Genomic DNA, 16716 nt, shown 5'->3' with positions numbered 1-16716 from the left:
CTTGCTCCGCGGTCGCGGATGGAGGCGGTCCGCCGCTCCGACGTCCGGCGATGGAATCAGATGGCCGCGGTGCCGCACTGGCGGCGGCGCGTGTCGATGATCTGAACGACCTGCCAGCCCCGAGCCGTGCGCACGAACTGAAAGGCGTTCACGCCGCAGTGGCTGAAGCGGTCTCCGAGATGAAAGGCGTAGTTCATCCACGCGGTCGCCATCTCGCCGTCCACGCGGATTTCCACGTTGGAGATGCGCTCGTCCCACACCTGCTCGTGCGGCGCGCCCACGGCCTGCACGAAGCCGTCGACCGGCTCCGTCATCACGGCCACGCTGTCGCCGCGCGCCACCACGCTCTGCAGCCGCGCCTGCGGATGGAAGACGGCGCGCACGGCGGTGCTGTCGCCCGCGCGCATGCCGTTGAACATGCGGTCCACCACGGCGCGGACCTCCTGCTCCGGTGTGGTCTGCGCGGTGGCGGGAAGCGCGCAGGCGAGCGCGGCAAAGGCGGCGGCGATCAGGGTGCGGATGCGCATGGTCAGGTGTCCGGGGCAGGGTTGATGGTCATCCGCGCGGGGCGGATACGTGTCCGGGGGGAAACGCAGGCCGGGCCGGACCGGTCCGCAGGATGGTCGCATGATCCATCTTCCGGCACGGCGCTTGGCGGCTCAGGGCTGAAGCGTGCGCACGCTGTCGGCGGCGATGATGCGTGCCGGGTCGAGCGAGGCGCGGATACGGTACCAAGTGGAGTCCGCAGCGTCGGTTTCGATGTAGATCTCGAGCGTTTCCCGACCGAGCCAGCGGATCCAGTGTCCGCCTGGCGCGTCGGTCCCCGGCACTCCCACAGTCCTCGTAAGCAGCACCCGTTCGCGCGCGGGCCACGTGCGCACGACGCCTCTCCCGCCCTCACGGGTGAACTCGATGTACGCCAGGTGCCTGCCATCGGGGGCAAGGCTCGGCGCCGACAACGACGGGTTCAGGTCCGCCGGCATCGGCGTGCGCGTGATCCGGCGCGTCCGCGGATCGTACACGTACCCCGCGACCACGCCATCATCCTTGTACGCGAGCCCGGCGAGGATGGTATCGCCGATGATCTGGGGGAGTTGGTACGTCGTCACGCGCGGGATGGTATCCAGTCGCGCCCCGGTACGCACCTCCACGCGCCGCAGGAATCCATCGATCATCTCGTTCTCCCAGGGAATCGAGTCGACGAGGCGGACGGAGAGCGCGGCGACCGGGCCCGGCGTGCTCTCGGGCGCGACCGGCGCGCAGGCTGCCGCGAGCACGCTGAGCGCGCTCGCCATCATGCGTACCGCGTGCATCCCGTGTCGTCTGGAGAGAGTCATCCGTTGAACGTCTGTGGCCGATGAAGAGGTTCGCGAAAGCCGTGATCCGCTCACGACTCCCACACCAGTTCCTCAGCCGAGACTGCCCATCCGCCGGGGCCGCGGTCAAGGAGCAGGTAGACGGCACTTCCGCAGAACTGGCACGCGTGCAGGACGTAGATCAGCGCCTGCGAGCGGTCGCGGTTGTAGCCGGGGCGGGAAAGGATGAACACGCCTCCCGGGTTGTCCCGCCCAATCCACTCGCTATGACTGATCAGGCGATAGGGACGGGGGAGCGCGAGCGTGGGCGGGACGATGGCGGGCACGCGGCTTCGCCTGCGGAACGAGTGGTCCGTGGAAAACGACAGGCCACGCATCCTCCAGCGCACCTCCGATTCCATCGCGCCTAGGTTGGCCGGCGCGCCCTGCGCCTCCGCCTGCACCAGCAGTTCACCGGGAACGCCGCCGGCCACCCGTCGGTCTCCGAGCGCCGCGGAGAACACCGCCGCGTCCACCGAGTCCAGCGGGGCACGTGCGCTCGCCTTCATCGCCGCCATCCTGGGATCATCGTCCGTCCCGGCAGGATGGCAGGCAGTCGCGACGCCAGCGATCGCCAGCGCTGCCAGGCATGCGCGGATGCGTTTCATCTCGACTCGTGGCGTAAGATGAGATAAGGCCGGCCGGGCGACGGCTCATCCATCCGCCTCCCGGCCGGCAACCGGTCAGCGCAGAACGGCGCCGACTTCCAGCAGAATGCCGTTGGGCGCGTGGCAGTAGAAGGTGACGGACGATTCACCGCCGCGCGTCAGTTCCTCCACCTCGCCGGCGTGGATGCCGGCGGCGGTCAGTTCCGCGTGCTTGTCGCGGACGATCCGTGGATCATCCACCAGAAAGCCGACGTGGAAGTCCCGAGGGTACGACGGGTCGCCTTCGCGGGTGCGGATCAGGTTCAGGCGAAATCCATCCGCGCCCTCCATGACCACGAACGCGTCCGACGGCCGCGTGCCCACGAGGCGGAAATCGAAGTGGCGGATGAAGAAGTCGCGAAGCGCGGGAACGTCGGGAACGGGGAGGTTGGCGTGGTTCAGCCGCAGCATGGGATGGGCTCCTTGCAATGATGGATGCGTTCAGGCCGTTCGGGCGAGGAACGGTGAACACATCCATCGGCACGACTGGGGAGCCGAATGCTGGGACACCGGGGCACACGCCCGATACGCGCCCTCGCACAAGCGCGGGGCGTACCTGGCCGTGGGTCCTCCCGCGCTCCGTGGCGCGGTGGACATTCCCCCGGTGCGGGGTGGCCGGCGTTACCGTTGAACCGGCCTTCGTTTTTCGGCGAGGGAAATATCCGCTCCAGATGGGGTGGATGCAAGCTTTTTCCTTTGCCGCCACCGCTGATCCACCACCACCCCCCGCCGCGTCCTTTCCCTGCGCCGATCAGCTGCGCACGGCGGATTCCCTCCACGAACCCGTCACGATCGGCGGCGTCTCGTGGCCAGCGCCCGGTCCGCCGCGGCGGCGAGGAGGATTCCGGCGGCATAGCATACCAGATCGCTCCACAGAAACCCGAATCCCAGCACCAGCCCGCCGAGCCGCGTGTGGCGGATTCCGTCAATCCAAGGCGCGTGGTACAGCTGGCTCAGTTCAATGGTGAGCGAGAACGCCGCCGCCGCGATCGCGATCCACCGCGTGGATGCCGCCGGTCTCAGTGCCGCAATCAGAAAGAACACCATCGCCGCCCACAGCACGTCGCCCAGGTACGGGTTGATGAACGACGGCAGCGACGCGCGCATCTGCCTCGCCGCAAGGCCCAGGCTGATCGTCGCGAGCGTGAGCAGCAGATACAGCAGACGGGATCGCGGACGCTGGTCGGGCATGGCTGGATCGGCAGAGGGACTGATGGCACAGTGCCGCCTCTGCCAATCAATCAATGGGAAGTCTCAGGACGTCGGGAGCGGAGCGGCCGCGCCCCTGGATCAGAAAGCCGGCCCGACTTGGCGGGAAAGCTTCAGGTCCGGGCAGAGAAGGGATCCGTCAACTGCAGGCCATCAACCCATCGGAAGTCCGACACGTTCCGCGTAACCAGCACCCGCTGATGTGCAAGCGCGGTTGCCGCGATGATGCTGTCCCCAAGACTCATCTTGCGCTGCTGGCGTAGCAGAATGGCGATTTGAGCGATGGAGTCGGTGAGAGGGAGAACGTCGGCTGCCTGAAAGAACCGCTCGAGGAGGAGGCGTTCATCAGAACCAAGGGCGTGAAAACCCAGCACCTCGATTCTGGTGACCACCGATACCGCGGGATCATGTTCCGCGATGAACGCACGAAGCGCCGAGTGCTCTGGCTTTGATGCGTAGATAACGATGTTGCTGTCCAGCAGCATCAGTCCTCGCGTCCCGGAAGAGCGCGATCCTCGCGAACCTCCCGCTGCCACGCACTCGGATCAGGAATGGAAGACAGGCCGCCCATCGCGGCGAGTGCTTCAAGAACCGAGGCCATCTCACGGCCGCGATTCATCTGGCGTTCGCCTTCGAGCAGAGTGATGTGCACGGGCATCGGGCCGTCCGCCGCGGGTGGAGAGTCGATCCACTCTACCTGATCGCCTCTGAGAACCGCCTTGTAGGTGTGGAGCATCGCATCCTCCTCTTGATGTGTGCACCTTCAATGTAATCGCGCCGTCCCCGTTCGTCCGCCCCATGCAGAACCGGGGGAGAGCTCGCGCCCTCCCCCGATCGTGGAGCATCCAGCGCAGTTCGCGAAACCGGCTACGCGGCCGCGACGGCTTCCGGGCGGGGGAAGAGGATGCCTTCCGGCTGCACCTTCCACCCGCTCACGTCCAGCGCCGCAAGCTCGTCCAGCGCCGCGAGCGAATCGCGGCCGGAGCCCAGGCGCGCCCACAGCTCCGCGGTCTTCGCCGGCATGAAGGGCGACAGCAGCACCGCCGAAGCCGCCAGGTAGCGCACCATCGTCGCCAGCACCACGTCCAGTTCGCCGGCCAGAGCCGGGTCCTTGGCCATCTTCCACGGCTGCTTTTCCGCCACCAGCGCGTTGGCCGTGCGCACCACCTCGAACGCCACCTCGGCCCCCGTGTGCAGCAGGTGGGCGTCCATGGCCGCGCGGTACCGCCGCACCGCGTCCGCGATGTCGGCCGAAGCTTCCAGCGACGACGCGGGCACCACGCCGTCGTGGTACTTGCCGATCATGGAGGTCGCGCGGCTGGCCAGGTTGCCCAGCCCGTTCGCCAACTCAGACGTGTACCGGTCGGTAAAGCGCTCCCAGCTGAACGCGCCGTCGGAATCCCACGGCACTTCGCGCAGCAGAAAGAAGCGGAACGCATCCGGGCCGAAGCGGGTGATCGCCTCATCCAGCTCAAGCGACACGCCGCTGGACTTGCTGAACTTTTCGCCCCCGAGCGTCACGAAGCCATGGCCCCACACGCCCTCCGGCAGCGGCAGCCCCGCGGATTGCAGCATCGCCGGCCAGATGACGGCGTGCAGCCGCGTGATGTCCTTGCCCACCACGTGCAGCTGCGCCGGCCACCACGCCTCCCAGTCCGCGTCCGGGTAGCCCGTGTCCGTCAGGTAGTTGGGGAGCGCGTCGAACCACACCCACGTCCCCTGTTCCACACCGTCGGACGTGGGGCGGGGAAAGGGGATGGCCCACGACAGCCGCGCGCGGGTGATGGAAATGTCTTCCAGCCCCGAATCCATCAGCGCCAGGATCTCGTTGCGACGCGACGCCGGACGCAGAAAGTCCGGATTCGCGTCAAAGTGCGCGCGCAGGAAGTCCTGGTAGTTGGTCAGCCGGAAGAACCAGTTGCGCTCCTCCGTCCACTGCAGCTCGCGCGTGGGATGCAGGACACAGTGCCCGTCCTGGATCTCGTTTTCCCGCTTGAACAGCTCGCACCCCACGCAGTACCAGCCTTCGTACGACTTCTCGTAGAAGTCGCCGGGGCTGCGCTCCAGGGCGCGTTCGATGAGGGCGCGCACGCCGCGGCGGTGGTGCGCGTCGGTGGTGCGCACCCAGCGGTCGTTGCTGATGTTCAGCCGCTTCCACATCTCGGCGAAGCGGCCGGCCAGCTCGTCCACCAGCGTCTGGGGATCCACGCCGCGGGCGGCCGCGGTCTGCGCCACCTTCTGTCCGTGCTCGTCCATCCCCATGCAGAAGCGGACCTCGTCCCCGATCAGCCGGTGGTACCGGGCGATCGTGTCCGCGCCGATCTTTTCAAAGGCGTGGCCCAGGTGCGGATCGCCGTTGGCGTAGTCGATCGCCGTGGTCAGATAAAACCGGCTCACTCGGGCTTCGGCTCCATTGGGCGGCGCGGGCGGCGGGGTGGCCGCTGGCTCTGCGCCGGGTTGGGAAGGCTGGGCAGCGGCGGACGGTCCGCGCGCGCCGGGGTCGTGGCCGGCTGCACCACGGTTTCGGCCTTGAGCTGCTCCAGGTCGATGGTGCGGCGCTGCCGGTTGTCGTCCTGCAGCGTCACCTGCATGCGCCAGATGTCGATGGCGATCACCCGCTCGTTGCCCACCGTGGTGCGGATCGTCTTTCCTTCGCGGGGAAAGCGCTTGCGCGCCTGCAGGTAGGCATCGTGCTCGTACGTCAGGCAGCACATCAGCCGGCCGCAGGTGCCGCTGATCTGCTGCGGGTTCAGCGACAGGCTCTGGTCTTTGGCCAGCTGCAGCGAGATCGGCTTGATCTCGCGCAGCCAGGTGCTGCAGCAGAGGGCGCGGCCGCACCGGCCCACGCCGCCCAGCTGCGCCGCCTCGTCACGTACGCCGATCTGCTTCAGTTCGATGCGCGTGCGGAACGTGCGCGCCAGCTCGCGGACGAGCTGGCGGAAGTCCACCCGCCGCTCGGCGGTAAAGAAGATCGTGAGCTTGTTGCGGTCCCACTGCCACTCGGCGTCGCTCACCTTCATGTGCAGGCCGTGCTGCTGCACCATCTCGCGCGTGCCGCGGCGGACCCGCTCTTCGTCGGCGCGAAGCACGTACACCTGCCGCACCTCGTCCTCCTCGGCGGGGCGCAGGATGGGGAACGACACGGGGCCGTCGCCGCACTTCTTCTGCGCCACGCCGCCCAGCGACACCACGCGGCCCACGTCGCGGCCGCGCTCCACCTCCACCATCACCCAGTCATTCACCCGCACCGACGGATCGGTGCAGGTAAAAAAGCCCTTCCTCATCCCCTTGAAGCCGACCTCCACCAGAAAGGTCTGCCCTTCGGCCGACGGAAGGGGCTGGAACACGGGAAGCTCCAGTCCCACGGGTACCTCCACTTTATCGCGCACGCCGCGCGCTCCGGGGGAACGCGCGGCGGCATCTATGTTGGTTCGGGTCCGCTGACGCGGATCTCGGGGCGGGTCAGCCGGCCTGTCGCCAGCGGCCCATCCCCATGTACTTGGCCCACCGCGCCTCGCGCAGTTCCTGCACGCCAAGCGGCCGGAGTTCGGCCAGGTTGCGCACCAGCGCCTCGCGAAGCGCGCTTGCGGTGCCTTCCCAGTCGCTGTGCGCCCCGCCGGCCGGCTCGGGGATTACTTCATCGATCACGCTCAGCCCCTTGAGGTCGCCGGCGGTGATCTTCATGGCGGTCGCCGCCTTGTCGCGCTCGGCGCCGCTCTTCCACAGGATGGCCGCGCACCCCTCGGGGCTGATGACCGAGTAGATGCTGTTTTCCAGCATCAGCACGCGGTCCGACACGCCGATGGCCAGCGCGCCGCCGCTGCCGCCCTCGCCGATCACCACGGCGACCGACGGAATGGTGAGCGCCGCCATCTCGCGCAGGTTGCGGGCGATAGCCTCGCCCTGGCCGCGCTCCTCGGCGCCGATGCCGGGATAGGCCCCCGGCGTGTCGATGAGCGTCACCAGGGGACGGCGGAACTTCTCCGCCAATTTCATCAACCGGAGCGCCTTGCGGTACCCCTCGGGGTGCGGCATCCCGAAGTTGCGCAGCAGGTTCTCCTTCATGTCCCGGCCCTTCTGCTGGCCCAGGACCATCACCGTTTCGCCCTCCAGCCGCGCCCAGCCGCCCACGATGCTGGCGTCGTCGCGGAACTGGCGGTCTCCGTGCAGCTCCACGAAATCCGTGAAGACCAGCTCCAGGTAGTCCAGCGTGTAGGGACGCTTGGGGTGCCGGGCCACCTGCACGCGCTCGATGGGCGACAGGTTGGCGAAGGTGTCCTGCTTGAGGCCGGTAAGCTTTCGCTCCAGCGCCAGCAGTTCGTTGCTGACGTCCAGGCCGCGTTCGCGCGCCAGCGTGCGCAGGGAGGAAATCTGCTCCTCCACGTCCGCGATGGTGCGTTCGAAGTCCAGGTGCGCTACGGTCGCCAAATCGTGCTCGCTTGATTCAGGCTCCAGGGCGGAGCGATCAGGTTCGTCGTTCGGATCCGGGTCCTTCAACGGATGGAACGGGTTTGGGCGTGTCCCTCCGCTGCGCTCCGGGCCGGGCTGCGGGCGCCGTAGGCAACGATACAGCTGTTGCCAACGGCGGCGAGCCACCAGGGCGCCCGGACATCATCGTTCCCTGCGGACCCCGGCGCGCGGGCGCCCCGGCGTCTCGCCCCTCCGGGCCCGCATCCCTCACGCGAACCGCGGTGCGTGAGGGCTGGGTGCGTGGGTGCTCAGGATTCCGGATCGTACATGATCTCGCGGACTTCCTGCGCGCAGCGGCAGCCGCGGGCGATACGGGCGGCCCACTCCAGCGCCTCTTCGCGCGAGGGCACCTCGATGACCGAGAACCCGCCGACGACCGCCTTGGTCTCGGGAAACGCGCCGTCCGTGGCGCTGCCGTCCGTACCGACGATGGACGCCCGCTGGCGCTCGATGCCGCCGCCGAAGATCCACACGCCGGCCGCCTTCGCTTCCCGCACCACCGCGTGCGACGCCTCTCCCACCTCGGGCCAGTCACCGGCCGGAATGTGGTCCATCGAGCCGTCGTCGAACGAGATCAGGTACCGCGGCATCTGCTTGCTCCGTCGTCTCAGTCCGCCCGCCTGCCCACGCCTGATACAAGCGCTGAGCCACCGGCGCGGGTCGGGGTGGAAGTGTGAGCGGGGAAGTGCCTGGGATCAGGTGCCCGGTGCCCGGTACGCCCTCCGCGCCGATGCGGCCGCCGCAGTCCGCGCAGGCGGACTTCGTGCCTTTCCAGCGGCGAATCCATTCGCTCCTGGACGGCGGCCGCGATGCACTCCGTCGATCCCGCCAATGCATCCGCCGCAGTCCGCGCAGGCGGACTTTGCGCCGTTGTTGCCGCGACTTCAGTCGCCCGTGCCGGGAACAGGGGACAGACCCGGCCATCCATCCGCCGTTCCTATTCCCCATTCCCCATTCCCTATTCCCTGCCGTTCCTACTCCCCCCCACTGTTGATGCTGAACCCGCCGCCACCTCCACCCCCGCCGCCGCGCCGCGGAAAGCGCTCCTCCCGCTGCTGCGCCACCACGGCGGGCGCGTCGCGGTGCAGGCTCACCCGCTCGTCGCCCAGCGCCTCGCGCAGCGCCATCAGCAGCTCGTCGCGCGGGGCCACGCGCAGGGTGCGCGACCGCAGGCGCGGCGCGTCGCCCTCGCCGCCGTTCTTCCACACCACGAACAGCGGGCCGGCGCCGGCGTGCTCCGCCAGCGCGCTCTTCGCGGCGGCGAGCGCTTCCGGCGCCACGCCGGCCGACGCGAGCTCGATCTGCACGCCCACGTCGCCGCTCTCGCGAATCTGGGCCAGGGGGATCGCGCTGTCCAGGAACATGGGCGGCTCTTCCTCGTCGCGCTCGCGGTTGCTCACCGCCCCGCGGATGACCACGGGCGCATCCTGCTGCAGAACGTCCTTGTATTTAGCCCACGAGTCGCCGAACGCAAGCACCGTGGCCGTTCCGTGGAAGTCCTCCACCGTAATGCGCCCCCATTCAGAGCCGTCCTTCTTGCTGATCTGGCGCGCCGCCTCGGTCACCACGCAGGCCAGCTCCACCTTGCAGTCCTTCTGGTGCTTGAGCATGGCCGTGGTCGTGCGAACCTCGTACAGCGCAACGTCTTCGCGGTAGCGGTTCAGCGGGTGCCCGCTGATGAAGAAGCCCAGGATCTCCTTTTCGCGCGCCAGCCGCTCCGTCTCCGTCCACTTCTCCACCTTGGGCAGCGCCGGGGCCTGCACCAGCGTGGCCGCGCCCGCGTCGCCGCCGCCCAGCAGCATGTCGAAGAAGCTGTCCTGCGCGCTCTCGCGCTCCTTTTGAATCATCTGTGCGTTGGCGAAGGCGGCGTCCAGCCCGGCCAGCAGCTGGCTGCGCCCCATCCCCTCTTCCTCGAAGCCGTCCAGCGCGCCCGCGCAGATCAGCGCCTCCAGCACCCGCTTGTTGCAGAGACGGAGGTCGATGCGGACGAGGAGGTCGAACATGCTGGTGAACGGCCCCTCCGCCAGCCGCGCGGCGATGATGGAGCGCACCGCGCCCTCGCCCACGCCGCGGATGGCGCCCAGCCCGAAGCGGATGCTGCCCACCCCTTCGCCGATGACCGTGAACTTCCAGTTGGAGTCGTTCACGTGCGGCGGCAGCACCTCGATTCCCTCGCGCCCCACGCGCGGGAGGAAGCGGCCCATCTCCTTGCACTGCGCGATGTACGACACCACGTCGTCGATCTTGTCGACGACGGACGACATCAGCGCGGCCATGAACTCGGCCGGGTAGTAGCACTTGAGCCACGCCGTCTGGTACGCCACCAGCGAGTACGCGGCGGAGTGCGACTTGTTGAAGCCGTAACGGCCGAACGCCTCGATCTGGTCGGCCAGATCCTTGATCTGCTGCCGCGGATAGTTCTTTTCCACGGCCTTGTCCACGAACTTGCCCAGTTCCTTGGCGATCAGCTCCGCGTCCTTCTTGCCCACCGCCTTTCGCAGCACGTCCGCCTCGGCCAGCGAAAGACCGCCCAGGATCTGGACGATACGCATCACCTGCTCCTGGTACACGATCACGCCCTGGGTGGGCTCCAGCACCGTTTCCAGCTCCGGGAACGGGTACTTGACCGGCTCCTGACCCAGCTTGCGGCGGATGAACACCATGTCCATCCCCATGTCCAGCGGGCCGGGGCGCAGAAGCGCGTTGGCGGCGATCAGGTCGTCGAACCGGTCCGCCTTCATCTGCCGGATTTTTTCCGTCGCCAGCTGCGATTCAAACTGGAACACGCCGGCCGTGCCGCCGCGGGCCATCATGGCGTACGGCTCCGGATCGTCCAGCGGAATGTCCTCCGCCCGCGCGTACACCGCGCCCGTCACCGGGTGCTTGAGCGCGCCGTAGCGGCGGCGGATGTCCGCCACGGTGTCGTAGATCACCGTGAGCGTCTTGAGGCCCAGAAAGTCCATCTTGAGCATGCCGGCCTTTTCCAGGCACGTCATGTCGTACTGCGTGACGATGATGGACTCGCCGCTGCCGCCGCTTCCCTTGGTGCTCTGGGTGCAGATGGGGACGTAGTCGTCCAGCGGGCCGGGGGCGATGACGACGCCGGCCGCGTGCACCGACGAGTGGCGCGACAACCCTTCGAGCGTGGATGAATAGTCCAGCAGCTGGCGGTAGCGCTGGTCCTTTTCGTACAGATCCTTGATGTCGGGAATCTGCTCCCGGGCCTGGTCCACCGTCATGCTGAAGGCGGGGCCGTTGGGAATCAGCTTCGCCAGCCTGTCCGTTTCCGCCGGCGCGAAGCCCAGCGTGCGCCCCACGTCCTTGATGACGGCGCGGCTCTTCATCGTCCCGAAGGTGATGATCTGCCCCACCGCGTCGCGGCCGTACTTGTCGCGCACGTACTCGATGACCTCGCCCCGCCGCTCAAAGCAGAAGTCCACGTCCACGTCGGGCATGGACACGCGCTCGGGGTTCAGAAAGCGCTCGAACAGCAGGTCGAACTTGATGGGGCAGCAGTCGGTGATCCCCATGCAGTAGGCGACGATGGACCCCGCCGCCGAGCCGCGCCCCGGGCCCACCGGAATGTCGTGGTTGCGCGCCCAGCGGATGAAGTCGGCCGTGATGAGGAAATAGCCGGAGTACTTGAGCGAGGTGATGACCCCCAGCTCGTACTCCACCCGCTCCACGATCTCGGCCGGCAGCAGGGCGCGGATCTCGTCTTCCGCCCTGCCCTGCACCTGCACCGGCTCACCGGTCGCGCCGCCGGCCCCCCCAGCGTAGTGCTTCAGCGCGCCGCTCCACACCCAGGCGCGCAGCATCTCGTCCTCTGTGACGAAGCCTTCTTCCTGCGTGGGGAACGCGGGGACGTGGTAGCCCTTGGGGTAGCTCCAGTTGCACTCGTCGGCGATCTGCAGCGTGTTGGTCAGCACGTCGGGGCGGCCCGGAAAGCGCGCCGCCATCTCCTGCGTGTTCTTGAAGTACAGCTGGTCGTCGTACTTCATGCGGTTGGGGTCGCTGAAGTCCTTGCCCAGCCCGATGCACAGCAGAACGTCGTGCGCCTGGTGGTCGTGCGCGTTCAGGAAGTGCGCGTCGTTGCTGGCCACCACGGGCACGCTCATCTCCTGCGCCAGCTTGAAGATGCGCTTGTTCAGCTCATCCTGCCCCTGGCTGTCGTGGCCCTGCACTTCCAGGTAGTAGCGGTCGCGGAATACCTCCTGGTGCCACGCCACCGCGTCGCGCGCCTGCTCCCAGCGGTCTTCCATCAGGTGCTGCGCAACCTCGCCCGCCAGGCAGGCGGAGGTCACGATGATGCCTTCGGAGTACTTCTCCAGCACCTCGCGGTCGATGCGCGGCTTGCCGTAGAAGCCCTCGGTGTAGCCGATGGACGTAAGCTTCGTAAGGTTCTTGTAGCCCTGGTGGTCGCGGGCAAGGAGTACGAGGTGGTAGTAGCCCTTTTCGCCCTTGGCCTTGCTGCGGTCCGTGCGGGCTCCCGGAGCGACGTACGCCTCCATGCCGATGATGGGCTTGATGCCCGCCTTCTTGGCCTGCTCCTGAAAGACCCAGGCGCCGTACATGCAGCCGTGGTCGGTCAGGGCGAGCGCCGGCTGCTCGAACTCCTTGGCGCGCTTGATGAGGTCGCCGATGCGGTTGGCGCCGTCCAGCAGCGAGTACTCGGAATGGCAGTGCAGGTGAACGAACGACATCGGCCTCTGCGGGGTGGGTCCGGAAGGGCGCCCGGTATGGCGAACTGCTTGTACCCCAACGCGTTGCGAAAGGGCCGACCAGCGCCGCGGCGCCGGTGCTCAGGGGGTGGAATATGGGGCCGCGAGGCTTTCAGGGGAAGGCGGACAGGGCTTCCGCGCGGGCCCGGGAGGGAATATCGAGGGGTGGCGCTCGCGACCGGGCGTGCTCGCCCGCAGCGTGCGCCTGCTCCGGGATGTTCTCCTCCCCTGGGCCAACAAGCCGCGACGGCGTCCGGTCTGCAGCCACCCGCTCACCCGCCCGGTGCTGTTGCGCTCGCGTTCCGAGCTTTTGATTCCGGTTTGCGATATCAAAGTTTCGGCGGTTATGTTTTGACAGCGGGCTGCATGTTTGAAACGTGAGCGGTGGGAGGCTTCCTTGGGCAGAGCAGGCAGGTGGGTTCAGCAGCAATCCGGCCCCGAGGGGTTCTCGGCATTCATTCCCGCGCCTCTGCCGCCGGTCCCGCCGCCGGACTTTACGCCGGAGCTGCAGCGGATTCACGAAGAGGCCGTCCATGCCGTGGGGCAGCTGGAGGGCGTTTCCCGGACGATGGATCCGGACCGCCTGCTTTACATGTACGTGCGCAAGGAGGCGGTGCTTTCGAGTCAGATCGAAGGAACGCGGTCTACGCTGTCAGATCTGCTGGAGTACGAAAACAGTACGACTCCCGGCACTCCGCTGGACGATGTGCAGGAGGTTTCCCGGTACGTGGCCGCGCTGTACCACGGGTTGGGGCGGATCCAGCGCGGCGAACTGCCTCTCAGCCTGCGGCTGATTCGTGAACTGCACGGGGTTTTGATGCGGGAAGGAAGGGGCAGCGCCCAGGCTCCGGGTGATTTCCGGCGTACCCAGAACTGGATCGGCGGCACCCGGCCGGGGAACGCGCGCTTCGTGCCGCCTCCTCCCAACGAGATGACGGCCGCGCTCGGCAACCTGGAGCGGTTCCTCCATGACGAGTTCGGCCGAACCGCCCCGATCGTGAAGGCGGGGCTGGCGCACGCGCAATTCGAGACCATCCACCCGTTTCTCGACGGCAACGGCCGGATCGGCCGGCTGCTGGTCAGCCTCATCCTCGGCGCCGAAGGTCTCCTGACACAGCCCTTCTTCTATCTCAGCCTGTACCTCAAGGAAAACCGGGCTGATTATTACGATGCGCTTCAGCGGGTTCGCACGCATCACGACTGGGAAGGGTGGCTCCACTTCTACCTGGTCGGCGTGCAGGCGGTCGCCAGTCAGGCCGCCGATACCGCGCTGGCGCTTCGAGCTCTCTTCGAGCAGGACCAGCAGCGCGTCCTGCGACTCGGGCGCGCGGCTGGCTCGGCGTTGCGCGTGTACGATCTTCTGCGCCAGCGGATCGTGCTGTCTGCTCCCCGGGCCGCCGAGGAACTGGGGCTTACCTGGCCCACGGTGAATGCCGCTCTGCAGCGGCTGGAGGGGGCTGGAATCGTCCGGGAGGTGACGGGGCGCTCCCGGGACCGCATCTACGTGTATGCGCGCCAGCTCGAGTTGCTGGATGCGGGAACCCGGGGGGCAGCCACCAGTCCCCATGGTCCTCCTGATTCTGCAGGAGTGCCACCGTGATCCGCGTGCCACCCCGAGCGTTGGATCCGCCGCTCAACAGCGCTAAGCCCCGACACCGGCTGCTGGCGCATCCGGTTCGGGGCTTCAACTGCGTCGGGACGGCGGGAACATGCCGCGGGCCGCTGCCGCGCGGAGGTCTCCCTTTCTCCCGCGGAGCGGGGGAGAGGGCCGGGGAGAGGGGGCCCTTCCGCGTGAGCGGCACCGTCCGGAGCGCACCGGCCAGCAGTTCTCCCCTCTCCGTGCGGCTGTTTGCACGGGGAGGGGCGGGGGAGGGGCCTCCAGGCCGGCGGCGAGCCAATCCTCCGCGCATCCAAACTGATCTTGTCCCCGGGCTGTGTTGAGCGAATAAATCCGCCGCTCAACAGCGGGAACCCCCGACACCGGCTGCTGGCGCATCCGGTTCGGGGCTTCAACTACATCGGACGGCGGGAACACGCGCGGTCGAGCGCGGCGCGGAAGTTACTCTCTTTTCCAGCGGGGCGGGGAGCCCGGGCGCGCACTCAACGCCTCAACGTTCAGAGCCTGGCCACGGGGGGACGAACTTGACCGGCTCCACCGTGCGGATCAACTCGAAATCCCGGGTGTTGCCCGTGATGATGGTAATCCCCTCATCTCGCGCAGATGTCGCGAGCAGGCAATCCCGGAAGAAGGAGGGCTTCACTCCGTTGGCGCTCAGCCGATGTTCGCGAATCAACTCACCAATGGTGCGCCCCGCGCGCTTCCATGCGTCGTGCCGCGGAACGATGACGCGACCCATCGCCTCGAATGGAGCCAGAAACGATGTCTGAATGGCTTCTTCCATCCGCGGATCGGGCGCCCCGGCGAGAAGTTCCGCGGCGACAACCGCGTGAACGTAGATCCACGGGGACGATGCCGCCGTGAAGGAACGGAGCGCGTCCCGTGCATCGGGATCACGCAACGCATGAACGTACAGGTTCGTGTCGATGACGTACTTCGGCACTATTCCTCGGTTTCCTCGAACACGTTCACGATGCCGCCGCCGTACAGGGCGTCAATTCCGTCCAGAAGCTGACGCTGGAACACGATCAGGTCAAGTGCCTGCTCGATGGTCTCGGTTTCTGTTCGTGTGCCCAGCACCTCCATCGCCCGGTCGATCTTGGACTGATGCAGGCGAAAGTTCTTCTTGCGCGGGTTCTCTGAATCTGCTTCCGTGGCACCGGTGTGGCTCAGCCTGCCGGTCTGATCGAGCATGGTTCCTCCCTTGTGTATGTGCAGATTAATCTGATTGTGCATACAGGCTGAGTCAATCCCGCGTGCCGGGAACCAAAATATCTTGCGCCGGTATTAAGACGTCTGATGCCGGGAGTCCGTGAGACTCCCGCCTGGGCGCCGCCCGCGGATCTGCCGCGAACCGTGCGCCGCGGGCGTTTTTTCGTTCAACCCAGGATCGTGGAGAGCGCTTGGCCAAGGAAGAGGGAATCGTCGTTGACGGCCACGTCACCGAAGTGCTGCCGGACCGCAAGTACCGGGTAAAGCTGGAGAACGGTCACATCGTCCTGGCCTACGGGGCGGGCAAGATGACCAAGTTCAAGATCCGCGTGATGGTGGGAGACCGTGTCACGCTTTCGCTCTCCCCGTACGACCTTACGCGCGGACGCATCACGTACCGCCACAAGGCGTAAGCGGATCGGCTTTCTTCGGGACTACCATCGCACAAGGAGGTAACTGATGGCGATTGGAAACAGCATCCGGCGCATTCGTGACGAAGACCTGTTCGTCAACGGCGAAGCGCGGCCGGGATGGATCCCGGCGACGGAGCGGATGCCCGCGGTGGGCGAAACCGTGTTCTGCACGGCCGGCGTGGGCGTGGTGACCGCCCTGCTCGGCAAGACGGGCGACGGAAGCCGCCTGCTGCAGATTCAGCTGGATGACCCCACCACCAAGCCGTTTTTTGCGGCTGCCTCCAACATCCTGGTGGCCCCGGCCGCCTGACACGGGCCGGTGTGGTAGTACCGATCGGGCCGCCCCGCCGCACGCGGGAGCGGCCCGCTTCCTTTTCCGCTCCGCCGCCCGCCCGCGCCGGCGGCGATCGGAGATGATGCAGGAACGAGGGCCGCTTTCCCCACGGGAAGGCGGCCCTCGTTTCGCATTCCGCCCGCGAGGACGGGACAAAAAAAGAAGGGGCCGCTCCGGTGGGAGCGGCCCCTTCTAGATCACGCGGTCCAGCGTGGGCTCAGCCCAGGCGAACGACGTTCTCGGCGGCGGGGCCCTTCTGGCCCTGCACAACCTCGAACTCCACGCGCTCACCCTCGGCAAGGGTCTTGAAGCCCTGGCCCTGGATGGCGGAGTGGTGGACGAAGCAATCCTTGGCGCCACCCTCGGGGGTGATGAATCCAAAGCCCTTGCTGTCGTTAAACCACTTGACGGTTCCGGTCGTACGCATCCCGTACTCCTGTGTTTTGTTGACCGACTCTCGTGGTACGGGTCGTCCGAACCTAACGATCGCCTGTACTGGTTGCGCGGATAATCAGCCCCGCGCGGCCTCGCGTCACTTGGCAGAATACAAAAAGGGACCCAGGCGCGATCGCATCCCAGGTCACTTGTACTCTGGCTTCATTGTCGCAGGACCTAGTATAGCGACTCCCCCGTCCCGTGTCAAGCGTCGCGTCGCGGCGGGCGGCGTGAGGCCGGCACCAACGCCCATCCGTCCGCCCCGGAAACCCGTCGCTCACCGGCCCCGGAGCTTGTTCTGG

At 67.3% G+C, this 16716-nt stretch carries 18 protein-coding genes; 3 read left to right on the top strand and 15 right to left on the bottom strand.

The annotated features are described in order from the left end of the window. Window positions 1–56: 56 nt before the first annotated feature. From HNQ61_RS15335 to dnaE, 12 genes are all read right to left on the bottom strand, one after another. Window positions 57–527: a nuclear transport factor 2 family protein gene (locus HNQ61_RS15335; protein ID WP_170034988.1), complete on the bottom strand. Its 471-nt coding sequence runs from the start codon at window positions 525–527 to the stop codon at window positions 57–59. 132 nt (window positions 528–659) lie between these two features. After that, window positions 660–1313: a hypothetical protein gene (locus HNQ61_RS15330; RefSeq protein WP_170034989.1), complete on the bottom strand. Its 654-nt coding sequence runs from the start codon at window positions 1311–1313 to the stop codon at window positions 660–662. Window positions 1314–1387: 74 nt separating this feature from the next. Beyond that, window positions 1388–1873, bottom strand: coding sequence for a hypothetical protein (locus HNQ61_RS15325; protein WP_205761540.1), 486 nt, complete (start codon window positions 1871–1873; stop codon window positions 1388–1390). 165 nt (window positions 1874–2038) lie between these two features. Next, entirely contained in the window at window positions 2039–2413 is a 375-nt protein-coding gene (locus HNQ61_RS15320; protein WP_205761541.1) for a VOC family protein, read from the bottom strand. A 375-nt stretch (window positions 2414–2788) separates the two neighbouring features. Further along, entirely contained in the window at window positions 2789–3193 is a 405-nt protein-coding gene (locus tag HNQ61_RS15315) for a ribosomal maturation YjgA family protein (RefSeq protein WP_170034991.1), read from the bottom strand. Window positions 3194–3324: 131 nt separating this feature from the next. Next, on the bottom strand, window positions 3325–3696 hold the full coding sequence (locus tag HNQ61_RS15310; RefSeq protein ID WP_170034992.1) for a type II toxin-antitoxin system VapC family toxin: 372 nt from the start codon (window positions 3694–3696) through the stop codon (window positions 3325–3327). Then, window positions 3696–3947 carry a hypothetical protein gene (locus HNQ61_RS15305; protein WP_170034993.1) on the bottom strand — a complete coding sequence of 84 codons (252 nt, stop codon included), beginning with the start codon at window positions 3945–3947 and terminating at the stop codon, window positions 3696–3698. The genes HNQ61_RS15310 and HNQ61_RS15305 overlap by 1 nt, the downstream gene beginning before the upstream one ends. 131 nt (window positions 3948–4078) lie before the next feature. Next, window positions 4079–5608, bottom strand: coding sequence for a methionine--tRNA ligase (gene metG, locus HNQ61_RS15300; protein WP_170034994.1), 1530 nt, complete (start codon window positions 5606–5608; stop codon window positions 4079–4081). Further along, window positions 5605–6600 (bottom strand): regulatory iron-sulfur-containing complex subunit RicT, encoded by a 996-nt coding sequence (locus tag HNQ61_RS15295; RefSeq protein ID WP_170034995.1) that lies wholly within the window; start codon window positions 6598–6600, stop codon window positions 5605–5607. The genes metG and HNQ61_RS15295 overlap by 4 nt, the downstream gene beginning before the upstream one ends. A gap of 73 nt (window positions 6601–6673) precedes the next feature. Then, window positions 6674–7639 carry an acetyl-CoA carboxylase carboxyltransferase subunit alpha gene (locus HNQ61_RS15290; RefSeq protein ID WP_170034996.1) on the bottom strand — a complete coding sequence of 322 codons (966 nt, stop codon included), beginning with the start codon at window positions 7637–7639 and terminating at the stop codon, window positions 6674–6676. Between the two features lie 290 nt (window positions 7640–7929). Then, complete coding sequence (locus tag HNQ61_RS15285; RefSeq protein WP_170034997.1) at window positions 7930–8271, bottom strand: YciI family protein; 342 nt, start codon at window positions 8269–8271, stop codon at window positions 7930–7932. A gap of 384 nt (window positions 8272–8655) precedes the next feature. Then, a complete protein-coding gene (gene dnaE / locus HNQ61_RS15280) occupies window positions 8656–12384 on the bottom strand; it encodes a DNA polymerase III subunit alpha (protein ID WP_170034998.1) in 3729 nt (1242 codons plus the stop codon). A 415-nt stretch (window positions 12385–12799) separates the two neighbouring features. Here dnaE and HNQ61_RS15275 point away from each other — a divergent pair, with 415 nt between their 5' ends. Further along, entirely contained in the window at window positions 12800–14002 is a 1203-nt protein-coding gene (locus HNQ61_RS15275) for a Fic family protein (protein WP_205761542.1), read from the top strand. Window positions 14003–14510: 508 nt separating this feature from the next. On the opposite strand, the gene HNQ61_RS15270 is transcribed toward HNQ61_RS15275, so the two are convergent. After that, window positions 14511–14963 (bottom strand): PIN domain-containing protein, encoded by a 453-nt coding sequence (locus HNQ61_RS15270; RefSeq protein WP_170035000.1) that lies wholly within the window; start codon window positions 14961–14963, stop codon window positions 14511–14513. Continuing rightward, on the bottom strand, window positions 14963–15214 hold the full coding sequence (locus HNQ61_RS15265; RefSeq protein ID WP_170035001.1) for a hypothetical protein: 252 nt from the start codon (window positions 15212–15214) through the stop codon (window positions 14963–14965). The genes HNQ61_RS15270 and HNQ61_RS15265 overlap by 1 nt, the downstream gene beginning before the upstream one ends. Before the next feature lie 209 nt (window positions 15215–15423). Between HNQ61_RS15265 and infA the strand changes: the two genes are divergently transcribed. Further along, complete coding sequence (infA, locus tag HNQ61_RS15260) at window positions 15424–15645, top strand: translation initiation factor IF-1 (RefSeq protein WP_170035002.1); 222 nt, start codon at window positions 15424–15426, stop codon at window positions 15643–15645. Window positions 15646–15691: 46 nt separating this feature from the next. Next, window positions 15692–15955, top strand: a complete 264-nt coding sequence (locus tag HNQ61_RS15255) for a hypothetical protein (protein WP_170035003.1) — start codon at window positions 15692–15694, stop codon at window positions 15953–15955. Between the two features lie 241 nt (window positions 15956–16196). Here the strand turns inward: HNQ61_RS15255 and HNQ61_RS15250 are convergent, their stop codons facing one another. Beyond that, window positions 16197–16406: a cold shock domain-containing protein gene (locus tag HNQ61_RS15250; protein ID WP_170035004.1), complete on the bottom strand. Its 210-nt coding sequence runs from the start codon at window positions 16404–16406 to the stop codon at window positions 16197–16199. Window positions 16407–16716 lie beyond the last annotated feature (310 nt).

The organism is Longimicrobium terrae, from assembly GCF_014202995.1.
Classification (GTDB): Bacteria; Gemmatimonadota; Gemmatimonadetes; order Longimicrobiales; family Longimicrobiaceae; genus Longimicrobium; species Longimicrobium terrae.
This window is presented reverse-complemented; position numbering and strand designations above follow the sequence as displayed.